At 67.7% G+C, this 25,193-nt stretch carries 19 protein-coding genes, 1 tRNA gene and 1 pseudogene; 7 read left to right on the top strand and 14 right to left on the bottom strand.

Translation table 11 applies throughout. The features are described 5' to 3' along the window. Window positions 1-29 precede the first annotated feature (29 nt). The 6 genes from ACTXG9_RS02755 to rph form a co-directional block, all read right to left on the bottom strand. Window positions 30-404, bottom strand: a complete 375-nt coding sequence (locus ACTXG9_RS02755; RefSeq protein ID WP_021203954.1) for a PilZ domain-containing protein — start codon at window positions 402-404, stop codon at window positions 30-32. Beyond that, window positions 401-2,680: a DUF1631 family protein gene (locus ACTXG9_RS02750; protein ID WP_329866039.1), complete on the bottom strand. Its 2,280-nt coding sequence runs from the start codon at window positions 2,678-2,680 to the stop codon at window positions 401-403. The genes ACTXG9_RS02755 and ACTXG9_RS02750 overlap by 4 nt, the downstream gene beginning before the upstream one ends. Window positions 2,681-2,875: 195 nt before the next feature. Beyond that, complete coding sequence (hemW, locus tag ACTXG9_RS02745) at window positions 2,876-4,102, bottom strand: radical SAM family heme chaperone HemW (RefSeq protein ID WP_021203952.1); 1,227 nt, start codon at window positions 4,100-4,102, stop codon at window positions 2,876-2,878. A 56-nt stretch (window positions 4,103-4,158) separates the two neighbouring features. Next, window positions 4,159-4,755, bottom strand: coding sequence for an RdgB/HAM1 family non-canonical purine NTP pyrophosphatase (rdgB, locus tag ACTXG9_RS02740; RefSeq protein WP_456115442.1), 597 nt, complete (start codon window positions 4,753-4,755; stop codon window positions 4,159-4,161). Continuing rightward, a complete protein-coding gene (locus tag ACTXG9_RS02735) occupies window positions 4,752-5,141 on the bottom strand; it encodes a VOC family protein (RefSeq protein WP_005414366.1) in 390 nt (129 codons plus the stop codon). Before ACTXG9_RS02735 ends, rdgB begins: the two co-directional genes overlap by 4 nt. After that, window positions 5,138-5,863 carry a ribonuclease PH gene (rph, locus tag ACTXG9_RS02730; RefSeq protein WP_014648280.1) on the bottom strand — a complete coding sequence of 242 codons (726 nt, stop codon included), beginning with the start codon at window positions 5,861-5,863 and terminating at the stop codon, window positions 5,138-5,140. The genes ACTXG9_RS02735 and rph overlap by 4 nt, the downstream gene beginning before the upstream one ends. A 124-nt stretch (window positions 5,864-5,987) precedes the next feature. On the opposite strand from rph, the gene ACTXG9_RS02725 reads away from it, so the two are divergent. Beyond that, the gene (locus ACTXG9_RS02725) at window positions 5,988-6,848 is read left to right on the top strand and encodes a YicC/YloC family endoribonuclease (protein WP_049426700.1); all 861 of its coding nucleotides are present in this window, start codon (window positions 5,988-5,990) and stop codon (window positions 6,846-6,848) included. Between the two features lie 57 nt (window positions 6,849-6,905). Here ACTXG9_RS02725 and selD read toward each other — a convergent pair whose 3' ends face one another. The 8 genes from selD to fdnG all read right to left on the bottom strand — a co-directional run bounded on the left by selD (window position 6,906) and on the right by fdnG (window position 17,662). Beyond that, on the bottom strand, window positions 6,906-7,985 hold the full coding sequence (selD, locus tag ACTXG9_RS02720; RefSeq protein ID WP_456115441.1) for a selenide, water dikinase SelD: 1,080 nt from the start codon (window positions 7,983-7,985) through the stop codon (window positions 6,906-6,908). A gap of 26 nt (window positions 7,986-8,011) precedes the next feature. Continuing rightward, a tRNA-Sec gene (locus ACTXG9_RS02715) sits at window positions 8,012-8,107 on the bottom strand. 24 nt (window positions 8,108-8,131) lie between these two features. After that, window positions 8,132-10,063: a selenocysteine-specific translation elongation factor gene (selB, locus tag ACTXG9_RS02710; protein ID WP_329866035.1), complete on the bottom strand. Its 1,932-nt coding sequence runs from the start codon at window positions 10,061-10,063 to the stop codon at window positions 8,132-8,134. Beyond that, window positions 10,060-11,484: an L-seryl-tRNA(Sec) selenium transferase gene (selA, locus tag ACTXG9_RS02705; protein ID WP_188250302.1), complete on the bottom strand. Its 1,425-nt coding sequence runs from the start codon at window positions 11,482-11,484 to the stop codon at window positions 10,060-10,062. Before selA ends, selB begins: the two co-directional genes overlap by 4 nt. 4 nt (window positions 11,485-11,488) lie before the next feature. Then, a complete protein-coding gene (fdhE, locus tag ACTXG9_RS02700; RefSeq protein ID WP_456115440.1) occupies window positions 11,489-12,472 on the bottom strand; it encodes a formate dehydrogenase accessory protein FdhE in 984 nt (327 codons plus the stop codon). A 549-nt stretch (window positions 12,473-13,021) separates the two neighbouring features. Next, complete coding sequence (locus ACTXG9_RS02695) at window positions 13,022-13,669, bottom strand: formate dehydrogenase subunit gamma (RefSeq protein ID WP_005410882.1); 648 nt, start codon at window positions 13,667-13,669, stop codon at window positions 13,022-13,024. Beyond that, window positions 13,666-14,583 carry a formate dehydrogenase subunit beta gene (fdxH, locus tag ACTXG9_RS02690; RefSeq protein WP_012481154.1) on the bottom strand — a complete coding sequence of 306 codons (918 nt, stop codon included), beginning with the start codon at window positions 14,581-14,583 and terminating at the stop codon, window positions 13,666-13,668. The genes ACTXG9_RS02695 and fdxH overlap by 4 nt, the downstream gene beginning before the upstream one ends. 10 nt (window positions 14,584-14,593) lie before the next feature. After that, complete coding sequence (gene fdnG, locus ACTXG9_RS02685; RefSeq protein ID WP_456115439.1) at window positions 14,594-17,662, bottom strand: formate dehydrogenase-N subunit alpha; 3,069 nt, start codon at window positions 17,660-17,662, stop codon at window positions 14,594-14,596. A gap of 291 nt (window positions 17,663-17,953) precedes the next feature. On the opposite strand from fdnG, the gene gmk reads away from it, so the two are divergent. The 6 genes and pseudogenes from gmk to ACTXG9_RS02655 all read left to right on the top strand — a co-directional run bounded on the left by gmk (window position 17,954) and on the right by ACTXG9_RS02655 (window position 25,169). Beyond that, window positions 17,954-18,619 carry a guanylate kinase gene (gmk, locus tag ACTXG9_RS02680; RefSeq protein WP_019661981.1) on the top strand — a complete coding sequence of 222 codons (666 nt, stop codon included), beginning with the start codon at window positions 17,954-17,956 and terminating at the stop codon, window positions 18,617-18,619. A gap of 110 nt (window positions 18,620-18,729) precedes the next feature. Beyond that, complete coding sequence (gene rpoZ / locus ACTXG9_RS02675; protein ID WP_005410877.1) at window positions 18,730-19,029, top strand: DNA-directed RNA polymerase subunit omega; 300 nt, start codon at window positions 18,730-18,732, stop codon at window positions 19,027-19,029. A 105-nt stretch (window positions 19,030-19,134) separates the two neighbouring features. Beyond that, window positions 19,135-21,291, top strand: a pseudogene (locus tag ACTXG9_RS02670) (RelA/SpoT family protein); the annotation flags it as partial. A gap of 97 nt (window positions 21,292-21,388) precedes the next feature. After that, on the top strand, window positions 21,389-21,775 hold the full coding sequence (locus tag ACTXG9_RS02665; RefSeq protein WP_005410875.1) for a RidA family protein: 387 nt from the start codon (window positions 21,389-21,391) through the stop codon (window positions 21,773-21,775). 7 nt (window positions 21,776-21,782) lie between these two features. Beyond that, window positions 21,783-23,894, top strand: a complete 2,112-nt coding sequence (gene recG, locus ACTXG9_RS02660; RefSeq protein ID WP_456115438.1) for an ATP-dependent DNA helicase RecG — start codon at window positions 21,783-21,785, stop codon at window positions 23,892-23,894. 336 nt (window positions 23,895-24,230) lie between these two features. Continuing rightward, window positions 24,231-25,169, top strand: a complete 939-nt coding sequence (locus ACTXG9_RS02655) for a nucleoside hydrolase (protein WP_021203710.1) — start codon at window positions 24,231-24,233, stop codon at window positions 25,167-25,169. Window positions 25,170-25,193 lie beyond the last annotated feature (24 nt).

The raw sequence follows: 25,193 nt of genomic DNA, 5'->3' as shown, positions 1-25,193 counted from the left end.
GCGAAAAACCGCTGTGCCGGAACCGGCACTCAGGCCGTCGAAACCGGTCCCTCGTCGCCGTCCTCGCCCACCCACTGCCGCAGCAGCTGCCGATGCTCGCGTGACAGGGTGAGGAAGCGGAAGCCGGTCCAGCTCTGCCCTGGTACGTGCGCGGGCTCGCTCCATAGCAGATGCACGCCCACGTCGATGGCCTGCTGGCGGCCATCACCCAGTGGCAACGGGAAGCGCAGCTGGTACAGCGCATCCTCGCGCAGCGGCACGCTGGCCAGCATCAGCATGCCGGTTTCGGAGACATTGCCGAGGCGCCCGACCACGCACTCGCGCATCTGGTCGGTGACCGGCACCAGGTCCGAGACCTGGCGGCGCGGCGCGCGGCGGGTGTCCTGCGGCGGTACGGCCTTCATGCGGGGGTCTCCTGTGCGCGGCCCGTGGCCAGTGCGCGCAGCGTGCCGAGGCTGGCTTCCCAGGCACGGTCGACCAGCCGGCCCTTGTCTTCGGTGACCAGCTGCGCGCGGCCGGCACTGATCTGCCGGGCCAGCGTATCAAGGTCGGTATCGGCGATCTTCTGCCCGCGCGGATTGACGAACAGGGCGTGGCCGGTCAGCAGGCTGTACCAGGACAGGCGCTGGCGTCGCAGCGTGCCATCACCGGTATCGATGTCGAACCAGCTGCCGAACGGGAGCGTGGACAGTTGCTGGTAGGCGGCTTCTTCGGCACTGCTGCGGGGCGTTGCAGGCGAGGTGCCGGTGGGTGTACCAGCGTGCTCGCCCAGGCGCGCACGTGCCTTCAGGCGTGCGCTGAGCTCGGTACGCGAGGTGCTTTCATCCTCGCCACCGGGCGTGGCCAGCCTGCGCGCGACGGCGGCGGCTTCCTCGGCGTGGTAGCCGACCTGCAGCAGGGCCGCCTCCACGTCCGCTGCCAGCGCGGTATCGGTGCCGCCGGGGGCATTGATGGCCTGGGCGGTAATGGCAGCGATGCGCTCGGTCTGTTGCAGCCGTTCCTGCCACTGCGGTGAATCGTCGCCATGGCGCAGGCGGGTGAGGGTCAGTGCATCGGCCCAGGCCTGGCGCAGCAGGGTCTGCACGAAGCGCGGCGGCGACTGCGCGTCGCAGCACTGGTCGATCTGCGCGGTGGCCTGGCGGCGGGCAAGTTCCAGCCGCTCCTTGCCGCGGGCGGCTTCCACATGGCGGCGCTCGGCCAGTTCGGCACGATGGGCCGCCGCACGCTGGTGCTGCTGCACGTCTTCACTGGCGGCGGCAAAGGCCTCCGGCGCCCGCGCATCCTGGCCCAGCAGGCCCTGCACGCTCTGCGCCATGCGCTGCAGCAACTGCGGGTCGACATCATCGTCGACCAGCCAGTGGGCGCCGACTTCGGCAATCTGGTTGAGCAGTTCACGCGCGGGGTGCTCGTCGCGCACGAAGAAGCCGGGGTCGGCCATTGCCGCACGTGCCAGCGGTACCTGCAGGCGCGCCAGCAGGGCGGCCGGCACCGGGTCCGGACGCTGCTGCTGCTGCACCTGCTGCATCAGCATGTGCAGCAGATCGAGGCTGTCGCGGTCGTGGCTGCCCAGCTGGGCCTGCGTGCCATGCTCGCTGCGCAGTTGCGCCACCACGGCCGCCTGCAGGTCCGCTACGCCGGTGGCGGCGCTGGACTGCGCCTGCAGGCGTGCGAGAACCGCATCCACGGCCGCGCTCGGCACTGCATCGCGATCCGCAGGTGCTGCGCTGGCATGGCGTGCCTGCTGCAGCAGCGCATGCAGCGCGCTGCCCGTGGAGGTGGTCAGGCCCGGCGAGGCCGCGCCGGCTGTGCTGTCATCCTGGAAAGCGTCCTGCACCAGGCTCGACCAGGAGCCGGCCGGTGCCGATCCGTTCCAGCCGGTCAGTGGCGCGGCGGCACGCTTTGCCGGCTGCGTGGCGCGACCACCGCCCACCGACTGGGTGATGATCCGCCGGGTGCTCGATGAACGCGCCAGATAGGGGGTGTAGACCAGGCCGGGCAGCACGCCGTGCTGGGCCAACAGGGCATTGGCACGGTCGAGGATGTCGCCCAGGCGTTCCAGCACCTGGCGTTCGAAGCTGCGGTACAGCGCCAGCTGAACGTCGACAGTGAGCGAATCCTGTTCGGCAATCCGGCGCAGCATGGCGCACAGTGCCTGCGGTGCCAGCGGCAGGGTGTCGGCCTCGAAGGCCGGTGCTGCCGCCAGTACGCCCAGGCGTTGGCCCAGCAAGTTGAGCGTGTTGGTCGAACGCAGCGTCTCCCGCCGCACCATCTCGGTCAGCAGCAGGTCGCGGTCCACTTCATGTTCATCGACCAGCGACAGCCCGAGCATGCCGGGCAGCGGCGGTGGCGTGGAACCGGGGCTGAAGTGGGCCGTGGGTTCGCGCAGCCGTATCAGCGCATCGGCCACGGCATCAAGCATGCGGTCAGCGAAATGACCGGAAAAGGCGTGCAACTGACCACGCTGGGCCATCAGCTCGGCCTGCTGCTGCGGATTGCGTGCGCGATCGGCATCGTGCAGCAGGGTCTGCTCCAACGCTTCGACGGTCAGGATCAGCGGCGCGGCCAGCGTCTGTCGGCAGAGGCCGATCAACGCACCCAACAACTCGCGCACCCGCGGTGGCAGGTTGCTGGCGGCGAGCCGGGCTTTGTCGGCGGAGGTGAGGGAAAAGACAGCTGACATCGGCAAGCGGTATCCGGATTCCCGCGGATCGATCTTGTGAATCTACCGTGTCGGCCGCAGTCGGCGCTACTTTAGGCTGAACGGGAATCGCATCCGCCCGGTATGGCCCTGATGTGCGGTACTGCCGGCCGCTGGCCGGCAGCGCTGTCTTTACCGGAGTGCCAGTGGCCGGCACTACCCTCTGCCAAGCGAAGATCACTCCTCCAGGAACAGGCTCACCACATCGTTGGTGAATCGGCGGCCCAGCTCGGTCGGCTGCACATGGCCATCGGTCATGTCCAGCCAGCCGCGCTGCACGGCCTCGGCCAGGGGAGCGTCCAGCACGCTGCGCGGCAGCCCCGTGCGCGACTCGAAATCGCGCAGGCCAAAACCTTCGTGCAGGCGCAGCAGGTTGAGCATGTATTCGAACGGCAGGCGCTCCGGCGCGATCACGTCGTCGCCGCCGAACGAGGCGGGCGTGCCGGCGCTGTCCAGGTAGGCCTGCGGGTGCTTCAGCTTCCAACGCCGCAGCACATGCTGCTCGGCGCCGGAACTGATCTTGCCGTGCGCGCCGGCACCGATGCCCAGGTAGTCGCCGAAGCGCCAGTAGTTCAGGTTGTGCGCGCTCTGCCGGCCGGGGCGCGCATAGGCGCTGACCTCGTACTGGCCGAAACCGGCCTGTGCCAGCAATGCCTGGCAGTGTTCCTGCATGTCCCAGGCGTTGTCTTCGTCGGGAATGCCCTGCGGCGGCCGCGCGAAGAACACCGTGTTCGGTTCCAGGGTCAGCTGGTAGTGGGAGATGTGTGCCGGCTGCAGCGCGAACGCGCGTTCCAGGTCGGCCTCGGCACCGGCCAGGGTCTGTTCCGGCAGCGCATACATCAGGTCGATGTTGAAGTTGTCGTAGCCCGCGTCCTGCGCCATCTTTACCGCGCGCTCGGCTTCGCCACTGTCGTGGATGCGGCCCAGGCGCTTGAGCATCGCATCGTCGAAACTCTGGATGCCGAAGCTGAGGCGGTTGACGCCGGCCGCGCGGTAGCGGTCGAAGCGGCCATGCTCGGCGGTGCCCGGGTTGGTTTCCAGGGTGATTTCGGCGTTGGGGGCAAAGCGCAGGCGCGCGCTGGCCTGCTGCAGGAAGCGGTCGATCGCCTCCGGCGGGAACAGGCTGGGCGTGCCGCCACCGAAGAACACGCTGTGCACCACCCGGCCCCAGACCAGCGGCAGGTCCTGGTCGAGGTCGCGCAGCAGCGCATCGATATAAGCGTCGAACGGCAGCTCGCCCTTGGCCTGGTGCGAATTGAAATCGCAGTACGGGCATTTGCGCACGCACCACGGCAGGTGCACGTACAACGACAGCGGTGGCGGCACCAGCCGCGGCGGGTTGTCGTGGTCGGCGGAGCAGGCTTCGCCGGGCAGGTGGTTGCAGTGGTCGTGGGCGTGCGGCATGGGCTTCTTCGGTAGTGCCGGCCGCTGGCCGGCTTCCCAGGGTCGATCGGGTGGCGTCAGTACAGCGTCGCCAGTTGCTGCTTGAGCTGCTGCAGGGCAATGGCGCGGTGGCTGATGGCGTTCTTCAGTGCCGGCTCCATTTCCGCGGCGGTCAGGCCGTGGGTTGTGTCCAGGAATACCGGGTTGTAGCCGAAACCATTGGTGCCGCGCAGTTCGCGGATGATCTGGCCTTGCCAGCGGCCTTCGCAGATCAGCGGCTGCGGGTCGGTGGCGTGGCGCAGCAGCACGATCACCGCATAGAAGCGGGCGCTGCGCTGACCATCGGGAATGTCGGCCATCGCGTCCAGCAGCTTGGCATTGTTGGCCGCAGCATTGGTCGGGTGGCCGGCATAGCGTGCGCTGTACAGGCCCGGCGCACCGCCGAGGGCATCGACGATCAGGCCCGAATCATCGGCCAGCGCCGGCAGGCCGGTCGCTTCGCAGGCCGCGCGTGCCTTCAGCAGCGCGTTCTCGACGAAGGTCAGGCCGGTCTCTTCCACATCGCCCAGGCCCAGTTCGGCGGCCGAGGTGATCTGCAGCGGCAGATCGGCAAGGATCTCCTGCATCTCCACCAGCTTGCCGGCGTTGTGGCTGGCCAGTACCAGTTTCTTCATTGACGGGGCTCCAGCAGGTCCCAGGTGTTGCCATACAGATCGCGGAATACCGCAACCGTTGCATAGGGTTCTTCGCGCGGCGCTTCCAGGAACTCGACGCCGGCGGCGACCATCGCCGCGTGGTCGCGGCGGAAGTCGTCGGTGTTGAGGAAGAAGCCGACGCGGCCGCCGGTCTGGTTGCCGATGCGGCTGCGCTGTTCCTCGTCGCTGGCGCGGGCCAGCAGCAGGGCGGCGGCGCTGCCGTCTGTCGGGCCGACCACCACCCAGCGCTTGTGGCCCTGGTCGATGTCCTCCAACAGTGCGAAGCCGAGCTTGCCGGTGTACCAGGCAATGGCTTCGTCATAGTCGGCCACCACCAGGGTGGTCAGGGCGATGCGGCGGTTCATGCCGACAGCGCCGCCTGCTGCGCGGCCAGCAGCTCGGCCACGCCCTTCTCGGCCAAGCCCAGCAGCGCGTCCAGTTCATCGCGACGGAAGGCGTGGCCTTCGGCGGTGCCCTGCAGCTCGATGAAGCCGCCACCGTCGTTCATCACCACGTTCATGTCGGTGTCGCAGTCGCTGTCTTCGGCGTAGTCCAGGTCCAGCACCGGGGTGCCGCGGTACACGCCTACCGACACGGCAGCCACTGCGCCCAGGACCGGGTTGCGCTTGATGTCGCCACGCTTCATCAGCACGTTCACCGCATCGACCAGCGCCACATAGGCGCCGGTGATGGCGGCGGTGCGGGTGCCACCGTCGGCCTGCAGCACGTCGCAGTCGAGGGTGATGGTGCGTTCGCCCAGCGCATTGCGGTCCACGCAGGCACGCAGGCTGCGGCCGATCAGGCGCTGGATCTCCAGCGTGCGGCCGCCCTGCTTGCCACGGGCCGCTTCGCGGTCGCTGCGGGTATGGGTGGCGCGCGGCAGCATGCCGTACTCGGCGGTGACCCAGCCTTCGCCCTTGCCGCGCAGGAAGCCCGGCACGCGGTTCTCGACGCTGGCGGTGCACAGCACGCGGGTTTCGCCGAAGCACACCAGCACCGAACCTTCGGCGTGGCGGGTGAAGCCGCGTTGGATGACGACCGGGCGGAGCTGGTCGGGCTGGCGGCCGCTGGGGCGGGAATCGGACATGGTGCGGGTTCCGTAATGGCAAGGGAGTACGCCGCCACGCCCGCGGCCTTCACGGGGCGGGCAAGGGGGCTCTGGTGAGGGCGCTAGGGTACCATTCCCCCTTTGCACGCACCGGACACAATCCATGATTCGAAGCATGACCGCCTATGCCGGCGGCGAGCGGGTCACCCCGTGGGGCACGTTGGGCTGCGAGCTGCGCTCGGTCAACCACCGTTTCCTGGAGGTCGGCACCCGCCTGCCCGAGGAACTGCGGGCGCTCGAACCGCAGCTGCGCGAGCGCATCGCCGCGCGCCTGAGCCGTGGCAAGCTGGATCTGGTGATGCGCCTGCGCGCGCCGGAAGCGGCGGCCAACCTGCAGGTGGACGAGGCCCTGCTGGGCCAGCTGGGCCGCCTGGCGCACCGCCTGACCTCCGATTTCCCCAACCTGCAGGTCAGCTTCACCGACCTGCTGCAGCTGCCGGGCGTGACCCGTGGCGAGGCCACCGATGCCGCCGCTCTCCAGGCCGAGGCACTGGCGCTGCTGGACCAGGTGCTGGATGGCTTCGTCGAGGCCCGTGAGCGCGAAGGCGGCAAGTTGTCTGCGGCCATCAGCGAGCGTGTGGACGGCATCGAACGCATCGCCACCGAAGTGCGCACGCTGATTCCGGCCATTCGCGACGGCCAGCGCGCCAAGCTGGCCGCACGCCTGGCCGACCTGCCGCACCCGGTCGACCCCGGCCGCGCCGAGCAGGAACTGGTGCTGTGGCTGCAGAAGCTGGACGTGGATGAAGAGCTGGACCGCCTCGGCAGCCATATCGTCGAGATCCGCCGCGTGCTCAAGCAGCGCGAGCCGGTCGGCCGCCGCCTGGACTTCCTGCTGCAGGAGTTCAACCGCGAAGCCAACACGCTGGGCTCGAAGTCGGTGGACAGCCGCACGTCCAATGCCGCGGTGGAGCTGAAGGTGCTGATCGACCAGATCCGCGAGCAGGTGCAGAACATCGAATGATGTTGCATCCAGCGATACAGCAGGGGCGCCTTCGGGCGCCCTTGTCGTTCCAGCGCATCAGCGCACGCTGACGCCCGGCGCGCCTTCGGCCAGCCGCCCCACCACGGCCGCCTGACCGAACCCGGCGTCGTGGAAACAGGCCAGCACCGCGTCCACCGCTTCCGGGGCACAGGACACCAGCAGGCCGCCGCTGGTCTGCGGGTCGGTCAGCAGCGGCTGCCAGTGTGCCGGCAACCCATCGGCGAAGCGCACCTCGGCGCCATACGAGGCCCAGTTGCGGTGGGAAGCGCCGGTCACGCAGCCACGCTGCAGCAGCTCCAGCGCCTGCGGCAGCAGCGGCACCTGTGTACTGTCCACCTCGGCAGCGACACCACTGGCGCGGCACACTTCCAGCAGGTGGCCGAGCAGGCCGAAGCCGGTGACGTCGGTCATCGCATGCACGCCGTCCAGCGCAGCCAGCGGCACGCCCACGGTGTTCAGGCGGGTGGTCGACGCGATCATCTGCCGGTAGCCGTCGGCGTCCAGCACTTCCTTCTTCAGTGCTGACGAGTACACGCCTACGCCCAGCGGCTTGCCCAGCACCAGCACATCGCCGGCACGGGCATCGGCATTGCGCTTGAGTCGCTGCGGGTCGAGCACGCCGATCGCGGCAAGGCCATAGATCGGTTCCACCGAATCGATGCTGTGACCACCGGCCACCACGATGCCGGCGTCGGCGCAGGCGCGTTCTCCGCCCTGCAGGATGCTGCGGATGGTGTCCTGCGGCAGCGTGTTGATCGGCATGCCGACGATGGCCAGTGCGAACAATGGCCGGGCGCCCATCGCGTACAGGTCCGACAACGCGTTGGTGGCGGCGATGCGGCCGAAATCGAACGGATCGTCGACGATCGGCATGAAGAAATCGGTGGTGGCGACAATCGCCTGGCGATCATCGAGGCGGTACACCGCGGCGTCGTCGCTGGTCTCGCGGCCAACCAGCAGTTCGGCCGGTGCCGGAAGTGCTGGAACGCCGCGCAGCAGTTCGCTCAGCACGCCCGGCGCGATCTTGCAGCCGCAGCCACCGCCATGCGCGAGAGACGTCAGTCGTTGCGGGGCATCGGCCGTTGACGGGGCGGGGGACTGCACGTGCGTGGCCATGCCGACATCTCCAGCGGAAACACGAATGGCGGAAGACAGCAGGAGTCGAACCTACCAGGGAACGATCGACGCCCCCTACTGGGTTTGAAGCCCAGCCGCATGCCCGGATGCGCATGCCTTCCGAAAGTACGGCGGTAGCGGTGGGCTCAGTCGCGGGCTGCGTTCCACTGCAGGTCGCCACGCGGCCGATGCTGGTCACCGACGCGTCGAGTGTAGCCAACGCGATTGAAGAACTCCAAGATCTGGATGCTGCGCTTGCGGCCCAGGCCGATGGCATCGCGGAAGGTGGCCGCATCCACCGTGCCGCTGGCCCGTGACAGCTGCGCGACGATCGCGGCGAGTTCGGCAATGCGTGCGGGTGCATAGAACAGGTCCGGTACCACCTGGAACAGTTCGCCACGTGTGGCGGCGCGGCGCAGGACGGCGCGGACCTCGTCTTCGGCCATTCCGATCTCCGCGGACAGGGTGCGCACCCACGGTGGATCGAAGCCCCCGGCGTGCAGTTGCGGCAGCACGCGTTCCAGCAGCAGACGCTCGCGTTCCGGTGGCGCATGGTCATGGCCGGGCAGGCGCCACCAGGCACCCACGCGTTGCACACTGCCGTCGTCCAGTAGCTCCTGCAGCAGGGCATTCCAGAGGCTCGCTGCAAGCGAGGGCAGGGTGCTGCGCTGCAGGCGGCCGCTGTCGACACCGGGTTCGTCCGGGCGTCGCTCATGCCATCCACGCAGTGAGGCGATCACCTGCTCGCGCAATGCCTGCCAGTGCGAGGCGAGGATGACCACCGTGTCTTCGCGGGTGATGACGCGCTGTGCGCCTGCGGGAAGAACGATCCGGTCGGCGGCGCGCCGGCAGTAGCGCTGCAGCGCGGCCATGGCAACACCGAAGGGCGCCTGCTGCAACAGTGGGCCGATTCCCGCACCCGCGGCCAGTTGCTCCAGTGCTCCCAGCCATGCGAGCCGTGCAGGACTGCGCCGGCGCCGCTGTGGCGGGTCCGGATCGAGCACGAGGCCGCCGCCCAGCGTGTGGGTGGCCGCTGAATCGCGGGCAATGAAGCGGTCGCCACACATCGCACAGACCGGAGCATCGAACACCAGCTGCACCAACTGCCCATCACCGTGGTCATGGTCCTCCAGCAGCACCACATGGGCCTGCCGGTGCATCGTGCCCCAGTGGATATGCAGCGGTGCCCAGTCGCGCAACGGTGCGGCCAACGCGGACAGCCGCAACCGCACATCAACGCGGGTGGTGGCCAGCAGTGCGCGTGCGTCGGCGATCCAGTCACCGCGGCGGATGTCATCACGGGCGATGGCCGCCAGGTTCAGCGCGCAGCGCTGCCCGGCCATCGCGTGGTCACTGGCCTGGTTCTGCGCGTGGATGCTGCGTATGCGCACTTCAGTGGCGGCCGGCATCAGCTGCAGATGCTCACCCACCGCGGCGATGCCGCCGTGCACTGCGCCGGTCACCAGCGTGCCGTGGCCGGCCAGCGAGAACACGCGGTCCACCGGCATGCGGAACAGCTCGCTGCGCAGTTCGGCCTGGCGCGTGCTGGCGTCGTCCGCCGCCCAAGCGTGCAGCTGGGTACGCAGCGCGTTGATGCCAGCATCGTCGGGTGCGGTGCTGTTGCAGATGAACACAGGGGAATCCTGCAGCGGCGTGCCGGCCAGCAGGGCAGCGACCTCGATCTCGACCCGGGCCAGGCGCGCCGCATCCACACGGTCGATCTTGGTCAGCGCCACCGCACCGCGGTTCACGCCCAGCAGTTGCAGGATGGCCAGATGCTCGCGGGTCTGTGGCATCACGCCGTCGTCGGCAGCGATGACCAGCAGGGCGACGTCGATACCCGTGGCGCCGGCCACCATCGTATGCACGAAGCGTTCATGGCCCGGCACATCGACGAAGCCCAGCGTCGCGGCCGGACCTTCGACGTCCCCGCTTTCCACCGGGACATAGGCGTAGCCCAGTTCGATCGATATGCCGCGCGTACGCTCTTCCCGCAGGCGATCGGTTTCGATGCCGGTCAGTGCGCGTACCAGGCTTGTTTTGCCATGGTCGATATGCCCGGCGGTGCCGACGATCATGCCTGCAGCATGCTCCATTGGGCCAGGAAGGCCGCTTCGTCGGCGGGTTCCAGGCAGCGCAGGTCCAGCCACAACGCGTCATCGGCAATGCGGCACAGCACCGGGCGCGGCAGCTGACGCAGATGCCTGGCCAAGCGATCCAGTCCGCCACGGCGCGCGCTGGTAATGCGCAGTCCGGCGCTGGCCAGCTGCGCCTGTGGCTGGGCGCCGCTGCCGATCTGGCTGTGCATCGAAGCAGGCTCGAGGGTGTAGTCCGCCGCCAGCGAGGCACGCATCGGCTGCAGCAGGCGCTGGGCCTGCGCATCGATATGCTCCTGCGTGCGCGAGAGCGTGCGTAGTGTCGGCAGCCGCTGTGCCAGCAGCTCGGGTTCGCGGTACAGGGCCAGCACCGCTTCAAGTGCGGCCAGGCCCATCTTGTCCATGCGCAGTGCCCGCTTCAGCGGGTTGCGGTTGATCCGTGCAATCAGGTCGGCGCGGCCGGCGATGATCCCGGCCTGGGGCCCGCCCAGCAGTTTGTCGCCACTGAACGAAACCAGATCGGCGCCGGCCGCCAGTGCTTCCTGCACGGTGGGCTCGTGCGGCAGGCCGAAGGCCGCCAGCTCGCACAGGCTGCCACTGCCCAGGTCCACCACCAGCGGCAGGCCATGTTCGTGCGCGATCGCAGCCATCGCCGCGGTGTCGACCTTGGCAGTGAATCCGGTGATCGCGTAGTTGCTGGCATGCACCTCCATCAGCAGCGCTGTGCGCGCGCCGATGGCGTTGGTGAAGTCGGCCGGATGGGTACGGTTGGTGGTACCCACTTCCAGCAGCCGCGCGCCCGCGCTGCGCATCACATCGGGGATGCGGAAGGCACCGCCGATCTCCACCAGTTCGCCGCGCGACACCACCACCTCGCGGCGGTTGGCCAGGCTGTTGAGCAGCAGCAGGACCGCCGCCGCATTGTTGTTGACCACGGTGGCGGCTTCGGCGCCGGTCAGTTCGCAGATCAATGCCTGCACCCGCGCATCGCGGTCACCGCGACGGCCACGGATGACGTCGAACTCCAGATCCACCGGCGCGGTCATCGCGCGGGTGACGGCCTGCACCGCAGCCTCGGGCAGCAATGCGCGACCCAGGTTGGTATGCAGTACGGTGCCGGTCAGGTTGAACATCGGTTGCAGGTCCAGCCGTGCATCGGCTGCCAGTGCGGCCTCGACTGCCGTCGCCAGCGCCGGGCCGTCGACCGCTTCCTGCAGCTGCGCGGTCGACAACTGACCGGCGCTGATACGGTCGCGCAGCACCTGCAGGTGCGAACGCAGCAGCTGGGTGATGCGGCTTCGACCGTGGCCTTCGATCAGTGGCGCCAGTGCAGGCAGGCGCAGCACCCGGTCCAGCGAGGGCAGGGCGGCGGCCGATGCCGGGGCGGGGGGCATGGCTGTCATCGCCTCAATCGCCGTCGGATTGCCATAGCAGCGGATTCTGGCTGGCACGCGCATAGCCTTCCTCGGCCAGCAGCAGATCCAGCGCCAGCGTGCCGAGGTCATCGGCCACCGGCTCCAGTGACGGGTCTTTCTCCAGATACAGGATCTTGCGATAGCTGTGGCAGTGGTCGCAGGTCTCAGCGCGTACCGCGCTCTCGCGCACCGCCTCGCCGCTGTCGCCGTCCACATCGGCCAGGGCGCGATAGGCGATGTCCTTGCCGGCGGCACCACACTGGCTGCACTGCACGCGCACGTAGTGCCACTGGCAGGCGCACAGCGAGCACGACAGGTAACGGTACGATGCATAGGGTGGGCGTGCCTGCACCACGCTGGTCACCGGCAACGTGCCGCACAGCGGGCACAGCCCTGGCGCATCAGCCAGCGGCTTCAGGTCGATAGGGCGGAAGCTGGCTGCGAGCACCGCCCAGTAAACCTGCAGTGCGTTCATCACCAGCAGTGCAGCGACCGCATCCACCGATGGCGCGTCATCACGCTCCAGCACGGCATGGGCCTGCGCATCCAGCCAGGCATCGTCGGCCGCGGCGACGCGATGCAGCTCCTGGCGGGTTTCCACCGGCAGCCCGGCCTCGTTGGCACAGTGCTGGCACAGCGTGCGCAGCCAGTCGCGCCAGCGTCCATCCAGGTGAAGCGTGTTGGCCGGCCGCAACGGCATGCCGGCACCGGCCGCCGCACTCGACTGCTGCGCACGTGCCTGCCATTGCAGTGCCTCGCGCTGTTGCGGTGTCAGCCCGTCCAGCAGCGCCTGCTGTGCATCGGCCAACGCCGCCAGCAGCTGCAGGTAGCCGCCGATGGCACTGTGCGCGGCCAGGCTGCGCAGGCGCGTCGCGCGCTCAGCGAACAGTGATGTGACATCGGGCAGGATGATGCGCGGAACATCGCGCGAGTCGAGCGTCTCGATCTCACCGGGTTCAAGGATCCGTTGCGCCATGCAGGGCCAGCCAGAAGAACCAGGCTCCATCCTCGCCGTTGTCAGCGCTGGCGTCCAGCGTGTTGCCGGCCATTTGAAAGGTTGGGGTCAGATCCGTTTTCCACAGGAAAACGGATCTGACCCCATCGGTTGGTTGAAAGTGGATCCCGAGCGTTGGTCGGGATTCGATCAGTGCCGACCAACGGTCGGCACCCACCGACAGATCGCGGCCAACTGTCGAGGGCGGGGTGGGGCCGGTTGCGGGGGCGTGAACCGCATGGGCCCGAGGCATGCTTCGGGCGGGTTGGGCAGGACGCCCAACCCCGGTCTTGCCGTGTGCGCAGGACAGCGCACACGAGCAAGCGGCGACCGAGCTTACATGGGTGAGGGCGCTTTGCTTGCGAAGCACTGCTTCGCAAGCGCCCGAACGCACAGCCGCCAGCGGCTGGGCCGGGCCCCGGAGGGGTACTTGCAGCGTCCCCCGCAACCGGATCCACCCCGCCATCCCACGGATAGCCGCTGTTGCTGTTGCCTTGGCTTGAAGCGGGTGCAGGGCCGCAGGCCCTGCCGCTACCCCTCTTCCCGACGTCCGCGCAGGATGTCCCGGAACCACTGCCGGTGGTGCTTGTACGCCCACCCATAGGTCACCTTGCCCTGGGTCATCGCCCGCACCGAGCCCTTGATCCAGATCGCCGCATAGATGTGCACCACGATCGCGCACACCAGCACCCAGCCGAACAGCGCATGGGCCAGCACCGAGAAGCGGATCACCCCGATCGGGAAGAAGTGGCTGAAGTACTGCCGCCAGATCACGAAGCCGGTCAGCAGCAGCGCCGACAGGCAGCCGATGATGGCCCAGAACAGCAGCTTCTGGCCCGCATTGAAGCGGCCCACCGGCGGCAGCTTCTCATCTTCGTTGCGCAGCACATCGCGCATGCCGCGCATCCACGCGCGATCGTCAGCGGTCGGCAGATTGTCGCGCCACATGCGGAACGCCAGCAGTGCAAAGCCCACCACCATGGCCAGCCCGATGAACGGATGCAGGATGCGCGTCCAGGGGCCGCCACCGAACAGCTGGGTCAACGGGAACAGGGCAGGGTGGAACAGCGCCAGCCCGGACAGCGCGGTCAGCACGAAGCAGATCGCCACGATCCAGTGGTTGATGCGGGTCGGTGCGCGGTAGCGGATGATCTGGCGCGGGTGCGGGGCGTACTTCATGGCCGCTGCTCCTCTTCGATCTTCTTCGCCTCGTGCTCGGCTTCCTCTTCTTCCTCGTCATTGACCGTGTTGCGGCCGATGCCGATGTAATGCAGGAAGCCGGCGAAGGCGGTGGCGGCGATCGCCAGCACGCCCAGCGGCTTGGCCACGCCCTTCCAGACCTCCACCATCGGGCTGATGCGTGGGTCCTTGGGCAGATCGGCGTACAGCTCGGGCTTGTCCACATGCTGCAGCACGTACATCACGTGGGTGCCGCCGACGCCCTGCGGATCGTACAGGCCAGCATTCTCGTAGCCGCGCGATTTCAGGTCTTCCACGCGTCCGGCCGCGTGCTCGGTCATCGCCTGCTTGCTGCCGAAGGTGATCGCGCCGGTCGGGCAGGTCTTCACGCAGGCCGGTTCCTGGCCCACCGCCACCCGGTCCGAACACAGCGTGCACTTGTAGGCCTTGTGGTCCTTCTTGGAGATGCGCGGCACGTCGAACGGACAACCGGTCACGCAGTAGCCGCAGCCGATGCAGTTCTCTTCCTGGAAGTCGACGATGCCGTTGGCGTACTGGATGATGGCACCGGGCGACGGGCAGGCCTTCAGGCAGCCCGGATCGCTGCAGTGCATGCAGCCTTCCTTGCGGATCAGCCACTCCAGCTTGCCCTTCTCGTCCTCGTACTCGCGGAATTTCATCACCGTCCACGACTGTTCGCTCAGGTCGGGTGGGTTGTCGTAGCTGCCAACGCAGCTTCCGACCTCGTCGCGCAGATCGTTCCACTCCATGCAGGCGACCTGGCAGGCCTTGCAGCCGATGCACTTGCTCACATCGATCAGCTTGGCGACCTGGCCGGTGTGCGCACCACGCGCCTCCGGCGAGGGCGTGGTGGTGGCCGAGCGGCGGATGATGTCCAGCGATTGCAGTGACATGGCGTGTCTCCTACACCTTCTCGACCTTGACCAGGATGCACTTCGATTCGGGCGTCTGCGAGTTGCCGTCACCGATGGCGTTGGTCAGCGTATTGGCGATGTATCCGGGCTTGGCCGCACCGAGGAAGCCCCAGTGGATCGGCACGCCCACCTGGTGCACGGTCCGGCCATCGATCTGCAGGGCCTTGATGCGCTTGGTCACCATGGCGACCGCTTCGATGTGGCCGCGCTTGGAACTGACCCGCACGCGGCTGCCGTTGTTGATGCCCAGCTCGTCGGCCAACGCCGCGCCGATCTCGACGAACTGCTCGGGCTGGATGATGGCGTTGAGCTTGCCGTGCTTGGTCCAGAAGTGGAAATGCTCGGTCAGGCGGTAGGTGGTGGCCACATGCGGGAACTCGTCCGGCGAACCGATCTGTGCACGATCGCTGGCGAATACGCGCGCTGCCGGGTTGTTCAGCGTCAGTGCCTGGCCGGGGCTGAGCGGGTTGCTGCGCAGCGGGGTATCGAACGGTTCGTAGTGCTCCGGGAACGGGCCTTCGGCCATGCCGGCCTTGGCGAAGAAGCGGGCGATGCCTTCCGGGTTCATGATGAACGGGCCCATGCCACCGGCAGGATCTTCGTCGGCCTTGAAGTCCGGCACGTCCACGTTGCCCCAGTTCTTCCCGTTCCAGGCCAGCAGCGTGCGGCGCGGATCGAACGGTTGGCCGGCCACGTCGCACGAGGCGCGGTTGTACATCACGCGGCGGTTGGCCGGCCACGCCCAGGCCCAGCCCAGCGTGTTGCCGATGCCGGTGGGGTCGCTGTTGTCACGCCGCGCCATCATGTTGCCGGTCGGGCCCCAGGCACCGATGTAGATCCAGCAGCCGCAGGCGGTGCTGCCGTCGTCGCGCAGGTCGCCGAATGCGGCCAGCTGCTCGCCGGCCTTGCGCACCAGCCTGGTCGGGTCCTTCGGATCGAACACGTCGGCCAGCGCCTTGCCGTTGTATTCCATCGCCAGTTCTTCGGGCGTGGGTACCTCAGGGTTGGCGTAGTTCCAGGCCAGGTCGCGCACCGGCTCCCACCACGCACCGCCGTCCTTCTCGTACAACGCTTTGATGCGATGGAACAGCTCGGACATGATCTCGATGTCGCTGCGTGCTTCGCCCGGTGGGTTGGCCCCCTTCCAGTGCCACTGCAGCCAGCGCGAGGAATTCACCACCGCGCCGTTCTCCTCGGCGAAGGAAGTGGTGGGCAGGCGGAACACTTCGGTCTGGATCGTGCTCGGGTCGACGTCGTTCAGTGCGCCGTGGTTCTGCCAGAAGGCGATGGTCTCGGTTTCCAGCGGGTCCATGCTGACCATGAACTTCAGCTTGGAGAACGCACTGATCAGCTTGCCCTTGTTCGGCGCCGAGGCCAGGGGGTTGAAGCCCTGGCAGATGTAGCCATGGATCTTGCCCTCGTTCATCAGCTCGTACGCCTGCAGCATGTCGTACGGCTTGTCCAGCTTGGGCAGGTAATCAAAGCACCAGTTGTTGTCGGCGGTGGCGGCGTCGCCCCACCACGACTTCATCAGGCTGACGTGGAACTTCGGGTAGTTCTGCCAGAACGACATCTGGTTGGCGCGCAGCGGCTTCTGCGTGCGCTTGGCGATGTAGGCGTCGTAGTCCTGTTCGTCCTGTTTCGGCAGCGTCAGGTAGCCGGGCAGCAGGTCGGACATCAGGCCGATGTCGGTCAGGCCCTGGATGTTGGAGTGCCCGCGCAGCGCGTTCATGCCACCACCGGCCACGCCGATGTTGCCCAGCAGCAGCTGCACCATGGTGCCGGCACGCACGTTCTGTGCGCCGATCGAGTGCTGCGTCCAGCCCAGCGCGTACAGGATGGTCATCGCCTTGTCCTTGACGGCGGTGGACGCGATCATGTCCCAGATCTGGCGGATGCTGTCGGCCGGCGTGCCGCAGATGCGTTCGACCATCTCCACGGTGTAGCGCGCGTAGTGCTGCTTGAGCAGGTTGTAGACGCAACGCGGGTCCTTCAGCGTCGGGTCGCTGCGCACGAAGCCATCGTCACCGTAGGCGTAGTCCCAGCTGGAGCGGTCGTAGCTGCGCTTCTCTTCGTTGTAGCCCGAATACAGGCCGTCCTTGAAGGCGAACTCGTCCTTCACCAGGAACGACATGTCGGTGTAGTTCAGCACGTACTCGTGCTGGATGCGGTCCTCGGTCAACAGGTAGTTGATCAGACCCCCCAGGAACACGATATCGGTACCGGTGCGGATCGGCGCGTACACGTCGGCCACCGCGGCCGAGCGGTTGAAGCGCGGATCGACCACGATCAGCCGGGCCTTGTTGTGTGCCTTGGCCTCGGTCACCCATTTGAACCCGCACGGGTGTGCCTCGGCGGCATTGCCACCCATGATCAGGATCAGGTCGGCATTCTTGATGTCGACCCAGTGATTCGTCATCGCACCACGGCCTAGCGTCGGGGCAAGACCTGCCACCGTCGGGCCGTGTCAGACACGTGCCTGGTTGTCGAATGCCAGCATGCCCAGGGAGCGGACGACCTTGTAAGTCAGCACCGCGGTTTCATTGCTGGTGGCCGAGGCCGCCAGCATGCCGGTGGTCAGCCAGCGGTTGACCGTCTGCCCGGCCTCGTTCTTCTGCACGAAGTTGGCGTCGCGGTCTTCCTTCATCAGCCGCGCGATGCGATCCAGCGCATCGTCCCAGCTCAGCCGCTTCCACTCGTTCGAGCCCGGTGCCCGGTACTCGGGGTAGAGCAGGCGCGACTTGCTGTGGATGATGTCGGCCAGGCCGGCACCCTTCGGGCACAGCGTGCCGCGGTTGACCGGATGGTCCGGGTCGCCCTCGATGTGGAAAATGCTCGGCTCGGCGTTCTTGGCGCCATCGCCGAGGCTGTACATCAGGATGCCGCAGGCCACCGAACAGTAGGTACAGGTGTTGCGGGTCTCGGTCGCGCGGGTCAGCTTGTATTGCCTGACCTCCGCGAGCGCGATGCCGGGCGCGAAGCCCATCAGTGCCAGGCTGGAGCCGACCAGGGTTGTCCCGGTCACTTTCAGGAACTGGCGGCGGCTCATCGATGGCATGCCGTTCTCCTGGGATGGCGGGGAGGCGCAGGCCTCCGGGCTGTCGTTGGGTACGGCCCGGTTATAGCACAGGCACCCGCATACCCATGTGGCACAAGGCCCGGCGCCTGCCGGGCAGGCGCGCAAACGGGCGCCTCTGGTAAAGTTGCGTGCCCGCACCCCGGGGAAGCGTCTGCCGGGCCTGGTTCCAGGATGTTCCGCGCAGCCCCCGCCGTCCTGGCGCGATCCGCCGCGCCGGACCTGGAACACCGAGGAAAAAAGTTTGCGAAATCAACCCGTTGGATCCCCCGCATGAGCGCCCCGTCGAAACCGTCGGACACCGTTGCGCGCGGCACGCTGTACATCGTGGCCGCCCCGTCTGGCGCCGGCAAGAGCAGCATCGTCAATGCCACCCTGGCGCGTGACCCGCAGATCGCCCTGTCGATTTCCTTCACCTCGCGCGCAATGCGCCCCGGTGAGGTGAATGGCCAGCACTACCACTTCGTCAGTGCCGAGAAGTTCGAGCAGATGATCGCCGCCGGCGACTTCTTCGAACACGCCTGGGTGCACGGCGACTGGAAGGGCACGGCCCGCCAATCGGTGGAGCCGCAGCTGGCCGCCGGCCAGGACGTGCTGCTGGAGATCGACTGGCAGGGCGCGCAGCAGGTGCGCCAGCTGGTGCCGGGCACGGTCACCGTGTTCATCCTGCCGCCGTCCAAGCAGGCCCTGCAGGACCGCATGCGCAAGCGCGGCCAGGACAGCGAAGCCGTCATCGCCCAGCGCCTGGGCGCGGCCCGGGACGAGATGCTGCACTTCAACGAGTTCGACTACGTCATCGTCAACGAGGTGTTCGACACTGCCGTGGACGAGCTGTGCGCCATCTTCACCGCCAGCCGCCTGCGACGGGAGGCCCAGAAGGTCCGCCACGCCAGCCTGATCCAGGCGTTGCTGACCCCCGATCCGGGTGCAACTGACTGATTCCAAAAGAATCGGGTGGGGGTTGGCTTGATTTTGTCCAGCTCCTGCCAGTACACTCCGTCCCCTTTCCCTCATTCGACTGAGCGGCCGACCGGTCGCCGGGAGCCCGTATGGCCCGCATCACCGTAGAAGATTGCCTGGAAGTCGTTAACAACCGTTTCGAACTGGTCATGATGGCATCCAAGCGTGCCCGCCAGCTCGCCAACGGCGTGCAGGCCACGCTGGACAACAGCGAGACCGAGGACAAGCCGACCGTGCTGGCGCTGCGCGAAATCGCTGCCCGCAAGATCGACAACGCGCTGATCGACGAAGTCGAGAAGGCCGAGCGTGAGCGCGCCGAGCGCGAAGCGCTGGAGTGGGCCGCCGCCGAAGTGGTCGCCGACGAAGACATGTCCAAGAACGACGATTGATCGCATCGATCAACGTCGTTGCTGGATCGCCGAACAGCCCGCCCCGTGCGGGCTGTTTCGCATTCAGGATTTGCCGTAAACGTCGCGCTGGAATAGGCTTCGGGCATGAACCCAGGCCCCACTGCCAAGGTCGCCGCAGCCCCCGCTGCCGCCGTACCCGACTACGTCCTCCAGCTTGAACGCGCCGCCCATTACCTGCCGCCGGAACAGCTGCCGCTGCTGCGCCGCGCCTGGGAAGTCGGAGCCGCCGCGCACGCCGGGCAGACGCGCAAGTCGGGCGAGCCCTATATCACCCATCCGGTGGCCGTGGCCCAGGTGCTGGCCGAGCTTGGCCTGGACGTGGAAGCGTTGATCGCGGCGATCCTGCACGACACCATCGAAGACACACCGCTGACCCGTGAGGCGCTGGCCGCCGAGTTCGGCGAAGCCGTGGCCGAGCTGGTCGACGGCGTGACCAAGCTGGACAAGCTGAAGTTCCGCGACCGCCAGGAAGCGGCCGCCGAGAGCTTCCGCAAGATGCTGCTGGCAATGTCGCGCGACCTGCGCGTGATCATGATCAAGCTGGCCGATCGCCTGCACAACATGCGCACGCTGGGCGCGCAGAGCCGCGAAGCGCGCGGCCGCATCGCCCGCGAGACGCTGGAGATCTACGCGCCCATCGCCCAGCGCCTGGGCATGAGCCTGGTCAAGAGCGAACTGCAGAACCTGGGCTTCAAGGCGCTGTATCCGTGGCGCCACGCGATCCTGGAAAAGCACATCCGCAGCCAGCCGGTGGTACGCCGTGAAGCGCTGGCACAGGTGGAAGTGCAGCTGTCGCAGCGGCTGGCGAAGGAAGGCATCGAGCATCGCCTGGTCAGCCGCATCAAGACGCCGTGGAGCATCTACAACAAGATGCGCGACGAGAACAAATCGTTCGACCAGGTGATGGACGTGTTCGGCTTCCGCCTGGTGGTGCGCAGCGTACCCAGCTGCTACCACGCGCTGGGTTCGGTGCATGCCACCTTCAAGCCGCTGGATGGCCGCTTCCGCGATTTCATCGCCATTCCCAAGGCCAACGGGTACCAGTCGCTGCACACCGTGCTGTTCGGGCCGTATGGCTCGCCGATCGAAGTGCAGATCCGCACCGAGGAAATGGACCTGATCGCCGAACGCGGTGTGGCCGCGCACTGGACCTACAAGTTCGGCGGCGATTCGCCCAACAGCGCACAGAGCCGTGCCCACGCGTGGATCGTCGAGCTGATCGACTCGCAGCGTGCCGCCGGGTCCTCGCTGGAGTTCCTCGACAACGTCAAGGTCGACCTGTTCCCGGACGAGGTCTACCTGTTCACGCCGAAGGGCAAGATCCTGGCCCTGCCGCGCAATTCCACCGCGCTCGATTTCGCCTACGCCGTGCATACCGACGTCGGCAACATGGCGGTGGCCTCCCGCGTGGACAAGAAACTGGTGCCGCTGCGCACCAAGCTGGTGTCGGGGCAGTCGGTGGAGATCATCACCGCACGCTCGGCCACGCCGAAACCGCAGTGGCTGGAATTCGTGGTCACCAGCAAGGCGCGCACTGCCATCCGCCACCAGCTCAAGCAGCTGGAGCACGAAGATGCCGTGCAGCTCGGCCACCGCATGCTCGACCGTGCGCTGGAGGCGATGGATTCGTCGCTGGAACGGTTGCCGAAGGGGCGCCTGGATGCGTTCCTGGCCGAGCATCGTTTCCCACGCCTGGAGGCGCTGCTGGCCGAGGTCGCACTGGGCAACTGGATGCCGACCCAGGCCGCGCAGGCGCTGATGGCCTACGCCGAACTGCGTGGCGGCCCGCATTCGCGCCACCACTCGCAGGAAAAGATCCTGATCAACGGCAGCGAGCGTGGCGTGGTCACCTTCGCCGGCTGCTGCCAGCCGATTCCCGGCGACGAGATCATGGGCTACCACACCGCCGGCAAGGGCATCGTGGTTCACCGCATGGACTGCCCGAACCTGGCCGAGCTGCGCAAGTCGCCCGAGCGCTGGGTGCCGATCGGCTGGGACACCACCGTTTCCGGCGACTACGACACTTCGCTGGTGGTGGAAGTAGAGAACGGCACCGGTGTGCTGGCGCAGCTGGCTGCTGCCATCGCGCAGAGCCATTCCAACATCGAGCGCGTGGACTACCTGGACCGCGACTTCAACGCCGCCGTGCTGGCGTTCAACATCCAGGTACGCGACCGCAACCATCTGGCCGAAGTGATGCGCCGCCTGCGCCGTCTGTCGGTCGTGCAGTCGGTACGCCGGCACTACCGGAGCGGCGCGGTAGATCCACGCCATGCGTGGATGCACCCCCACCCGGTACAATCACCGCTCTGTTTTCCCCCAAGCACCGGAGCGACCCATGTCCCGCCAGATCATCAACACCGAAAAGGCTCCCGCCGCCATCGGCCCGTACTCGCAGGCCGTGCGCGCCGGCAACACCGTGTACTTCTCCGGCCAGATCCCGCTCGACCCGGCCACCGGCGACATCGTCGGCGCCGGTGACGTCGAAGCACAGGCCCGCCGCGCCTTCGACAACCTCAAGGCCGTGGCCGAAGCCGCCGGCGGCTCGCTGGACAAGGTCGTGCGCCTGGGCCTGTACCTGACCGACCTGGGCGAGTTCGCCAAGGTCAACGCGGTAATGCAGGACTACTTCCAGGCCCCGTACCCGGCCCGTTCCACCATCGAAGTCTCCGGCCTGCCGAAGGGCGCCAACTTCGAGGTCGACGCGGTGATGGTCATCGACTGACCGCCACGTGGCACGCAAGGCGGCGGTCACCCCGGTCCTGTCACCGTCCGGCGAAGCATCCCTGGCGATGCTCGCGGGCGTCGGTCCGGCCGTGGCCGCCAAACTGCAGGCGCGTGGCCTGGCCACCCTGCAGGATCTCTGGCTTCATCTGCCGCTGCGCTATGAAGACCGGACCCGGCTGACCCGCATCGAAGACCTGCGCAACGGCGTGCCGGCGCAGGTGGAAGGGCGGGTGGTCGCGGTCGAGCGCGGCATGCGCTACCGGCCGATGCTGAAAGTAGCGGTGGAAGACGAAGGGCAGGGCACCCTGGTGCTGCGCTTCTTCCATTTCCGCCAGCAGCAGGTCGGCCAGTTCGCGGTCGGCAACCGGCTGCGCTGCTTCGGCACGCCCAAGCCGGGCCACCTCGGCCTGGAAATCGTCCATCCCAGCTACCAGGTGCTGGGCCGCAACGACGATCCCGAACTCGGCGACCGCCTCGACCCGGTGTATCCCTCCGTCGAAGGCGTCGGCCCGATGACGATGCGCAAGCTGATCGGCCAGGCCCTGGACCGCCTGCCGGAGGAAAGCACGCTGGAACTGCTGCCCAGCGGCTGGCTCGATGGCCTCGGCCTGCCGTCGCTGCGCAGCGCGCTGCTGACCGTGCACCGGCCGCCGCCCGATGCCGACCTGGCCGCGCTGGCGGCCGGCACTCATCCAGCGCAGCGTCGCCTGGCAATGGAAGAGCTGCTGGCCCACCACCTCAGCCTGCGTCGCCAGCGTATCGCGCTGCAGGCGCACCATGCACCGCCGCTGGCCGGCCCCGGCAAGCTGGCCAAGGCGCTGCTGAAGCAATTGCCGTTCGCGCTGACCGGCGCGCAGGCGCGGGTGTTCAAGCAGATCCGCGAGGACCTCGCGCGCCCCAGCCCGATGCTGCGGCTGGTGCAGGGCGATGTCGGCTCCGGCAAGACCGTGGTCGCCGCGCTGGCGGCGATGCTGGCGGTGGAGCAGGGCAAACAGGTTGCGCTGGCAGCACCGACTGAGCTGCTGGCCGAGCAACACCTCAACAACCTGCGCGGTTGGTTGGAACCGCTCGGCGTGCGCATCGCCTGGCTGGCCGGCAAGGTCACCGGCAAGGCGCGCGCCAAGGTGATGGAGCAGGTCGCCAGCGGCGAAGCGCAGGTGGTGGTGGGTACCCACGCGCTGATGCAGGAGGCGGTGGTGTTCCAGGATCTGGCACTGGCCATCGTCGACGAGCAGCATCGCTTCGGCGTGCATCAGCGACTGGCGCTGCGTGACAAGGGCGCGGGAGGCAACAGCGTGCCGCACCAGCTGGTGATGACCGCAACACCGATTCCGCGCACGCTGGCGATGTCCGAATACGCGGACCTGGATGTCTCGGCCATCGACGAACTGCCACCGGGCCGCACGCCGGTGCAGACCGTCGCACTGAACAACGATCGTCGCCCGGAGCTGATCGAGCGCATTGCGCTGGCCTGCCAGGAAGGGCGGCAGGTGTACTGGGTGTGCACGCTCATCGAGGAAAGCGAAGAGCTGGACGCCACGCCCGCGCAGGCCACCTACGAATCGCTGCAGGCGCTGCTGCCCGGCGTGCGCGTGGGGCTGGTGCATGGCCGCCTGAAAGCTGCGGAAAAGCTGGCCACGATGGTGGCGTTCAAGGCCGGGCAGATCGACCTGCTGGTGGCGACCACCGTCATCGAAGTGGGCGTGGACGTACCGAACGCCTCGTTGATGGTGATCGAGAACGCCGAACGCCTCGGCCTAGCCCAGCTGCACCAGCTGCGCGGCCGTGTTGGCCGCGGTTCGGCGGTGTCGCGCTGCGTGCTGTTGTACCAGGCACCGCTCTCGCAGATGGCACGCGAGCGCCTGCAGACCATGCGCGAAACCAACGACGGTTTCGTCATTGCCGAGAAGGACCTGGAACTGCGCGGCCCCGGCGAACTGCTCGGCACCCGCCAGACCGGCCTGGCCGGTTTCCGCATCGCCGACCTGGCCCGCGACGCCGGCCTGCTGCCCGGCGTGCACGACCTGGCCGAGCGCTTGCTGGACCAGCAACCCGCGCTGGCCGACCGCGTGGTGCAGCGCTGGATCGGCACCGCCGTGCGTTACGCCTCGGCGTAAGTGCCGGGGGCGGATCCCTTTGCACAGCAAAGGGCTCTAACCCCATTTCGGGGACGCACATCCACGCACGGCGTGGATCCACTGTAGAGCCGAGCCCACGCTCGGCTGCTGTGGGCGCTGCGCGCGGGAGTTGAGCATGGCCCGACTCTACAGAGAGCTCTTCCCCGCTATCCGCGGGAAACCCGCTTTTGACGTTGCTGTTGAAGTTGCCGGCCAGCGGCCGGCACTACCGCTTCGGCGGGTGCAGGGCGCAGCCCTGCCAGAACCCCAACACCCCGTACTTGCAACGGTCATCAACCCGGTCCACACTTCGTTGCCGATCTGAAGACGGCAACGATGACCCACAAGATCCCGCTGTTGATCGACACCGACCCCGGTGTGGACGACGCCCTGGCCCTGCTGATGGCCTTCGCCGATGAACGGCACGACGTGGTCGCCCTGACCATCGCCGCCGGCAATGTCGGCCTCGAGTACACCGTTCGCAACGCCCTTAAGCTCTGCGACATCGTCGGCCGCGCCGACGTGCCGGTGTTTGCCGGCAGCCCGGATCCGCTGCTGCATCCCTCCGTCGACGCTGCCCACGTGCATGGCCGTGACGGCTACGGCGACGTGGACCTGCCGCCGCCCAGCCGCCAGGCCGAAGCCGAGCACGCCGCACTGGCCATCCTGCGCCTGTCGCACGAGCACGCCGGCGAACTGATGCTGGTGATGCTGGGCCCGCTGACCAACCTTGCCCTGGCACTGAAGCTGGACCCGACCCTGCCCGAGCGCATCAAGCGCATCGTGGTGATGGGCGGCGCGGTCACCTGCCACGGCAACATCACCCCGGCGGCCGAATTCAACATTGCGTTCGACCCGGAAGCGGCGCACGTGGTGTTCACCTCGTTCAAGCACCTGCTGGTGTCGGACTGGGAGGCCACCGTCGCCCATGGCCTGCCGCTGCAGGACGCCGAGAAGTGGCTGCAGGCCGATTCCGATCGCGCCCGCTTCTACGAGTTGATCTCGCGCAAGACCCGGGGCCTGTCCGAAGACAGCAAGGGCGGCCGCTGGTACACCGCCGATGCGGTGGCCATGGCCTGGGCGCTGAACCCCGAAGGGCAGCTGCGGGTCGAGTCGCGCCCGCTGAACGTGGAGCTGAACGGCACGTTCAGCCGCGGCGCCACCATCGTCGACTGGAACCGCCAGACCGGCCAGCCGGACAACTGCGATCTGCTGATGGCCTACGACCAGCAGCGTTTCGAGGCCCTGGTGCGCCAGGCCCTGGGCGCGGACTGACGTCCATTACCCGGCACCGGTTGC

It is taken from the genome of Stenotrophomonas maltophilia group sp. LNF247, assembly GCF_054083135.1.
Note: the sequence above shows the minus strand (reverse complement) of the source record. Positions and strands in the feature narration are given on the sequence as shown.

Bases quoted from the DNA above. Each gene is read 5' to 3' on its own strand.
- selB (WP_329866035.1), bottom strand. From the start codon at position 10,063: ATGATCGTCGGCACCGCCGGGCATATCGACCATGGCAAAACAAGCCTG.
- gmk (WP_019661981.1), top strand. From the start codon at position 17,954: ATGAGCGCCCCGTCGAAACCGTCGGACACCGTTGCGCGCGGCACGCTG.
- fdhE (WP_456115440.1), bottom strand. From the start codon at position 12,472: ATGGCGCAACGGATCCTTGAACCCGGTGAGATCGAGACGCTCGACTCG.
- hemW (WP_021203952.1), bottom strand. From the start codon at position 4,102: ATGCCGCACGCCCACGACCACTGCAACCACCTGCCCGGCGAAGCCTGC.
- rdgB (WP_456115442.1), bottom strand. From the start codon at position 4,755: ATGAAGAAACTGGTACTGGCCAGCCACAACGCCGGCAAGCTGGTGGAG.
- ACTXG9_RS02695 (WP_005410882.1), bottom strand. From the start codon at position 13,669: ATGAAGTACGCCCCGCACCCGCGCCAGATCATCCGCTACCGCGCACCG.
- ACTXG9_RS02755 (WP_021203954.1), bottom strand. From the start codon at position 404: ATGAAGGCCGTACCGCCGCAGGACACCCGCCGCGCGCCGCGCCGCCAG.
- ACTXG9_RS02735 (WP_005414366.1), bottom strand. From the start codon at position 5,141: ATGAACCGCCGCATCGCCCTGACCACCCTGGTGGTGGCCGACTATGAC.
- selD (WP_456115441.1), bottom strand. From the start codon at position 7,985: ATGGCCACGCACGTGCAGTCCCCCGCCCCGTCAACGGCCGATGCCCCG.
- rph (WP_014648280.1), bottom strand. From the start codon at position 5,863: ATGTCCGATTCCCGCCCCAGCGGCCGCCAGCCCGACCAGCTCCGCCCG.
- ACTXG9_RS02655 (WP_021203710.1), top strand. From the start codon at position 24,231: ATGACCCACAAGATCCCGCTGTTGATCGACACCGACCCCGGTGTGGAC.
- selA (WP_188250302.1), bottom strand. From the start codon at position 11,484: ATGACAGCCATGCCCCCCGCCCCGGCATCGGCCGCCGCCCTGCCCTCG.
- ACTXG9_RS02665 (WP_005410875.1), top strand. From the start codon at position 21,389: ATGTCCCGCCAGATCATCAACACCGAAAAGGCTCCCGCCGCCATCGGC.
- fdxH (WP_012481154.1), bottom strand. From the start codon at position 14,583: ATGTCACTGCAATCGCTGGACATCATCCGCCGCTCGGCCACCACCACG.
- ACTXG9_RS02750 (WP_329866039.1), bottom strand. From the start codon at position 2,680: ATGTCAGCTGTCTTTTCCCTCACCTCCGCCGACAAAGCCCGGCTCGCC.
- ACTXG9_RS02725 (WP_049426700.1), top strand. From the start codon at position 5,988: ATGATTCGAAGCATGACCGCCTATGCCGGCGGCGAGCGGGTCACCCCG.
- rpoZ (WP_005410877.1), top strand. From the start codon at position 18,730: ATGGCCCGCATCACCGTAGAAGATTGCCTGGAAGTCGTTAACAACCGT.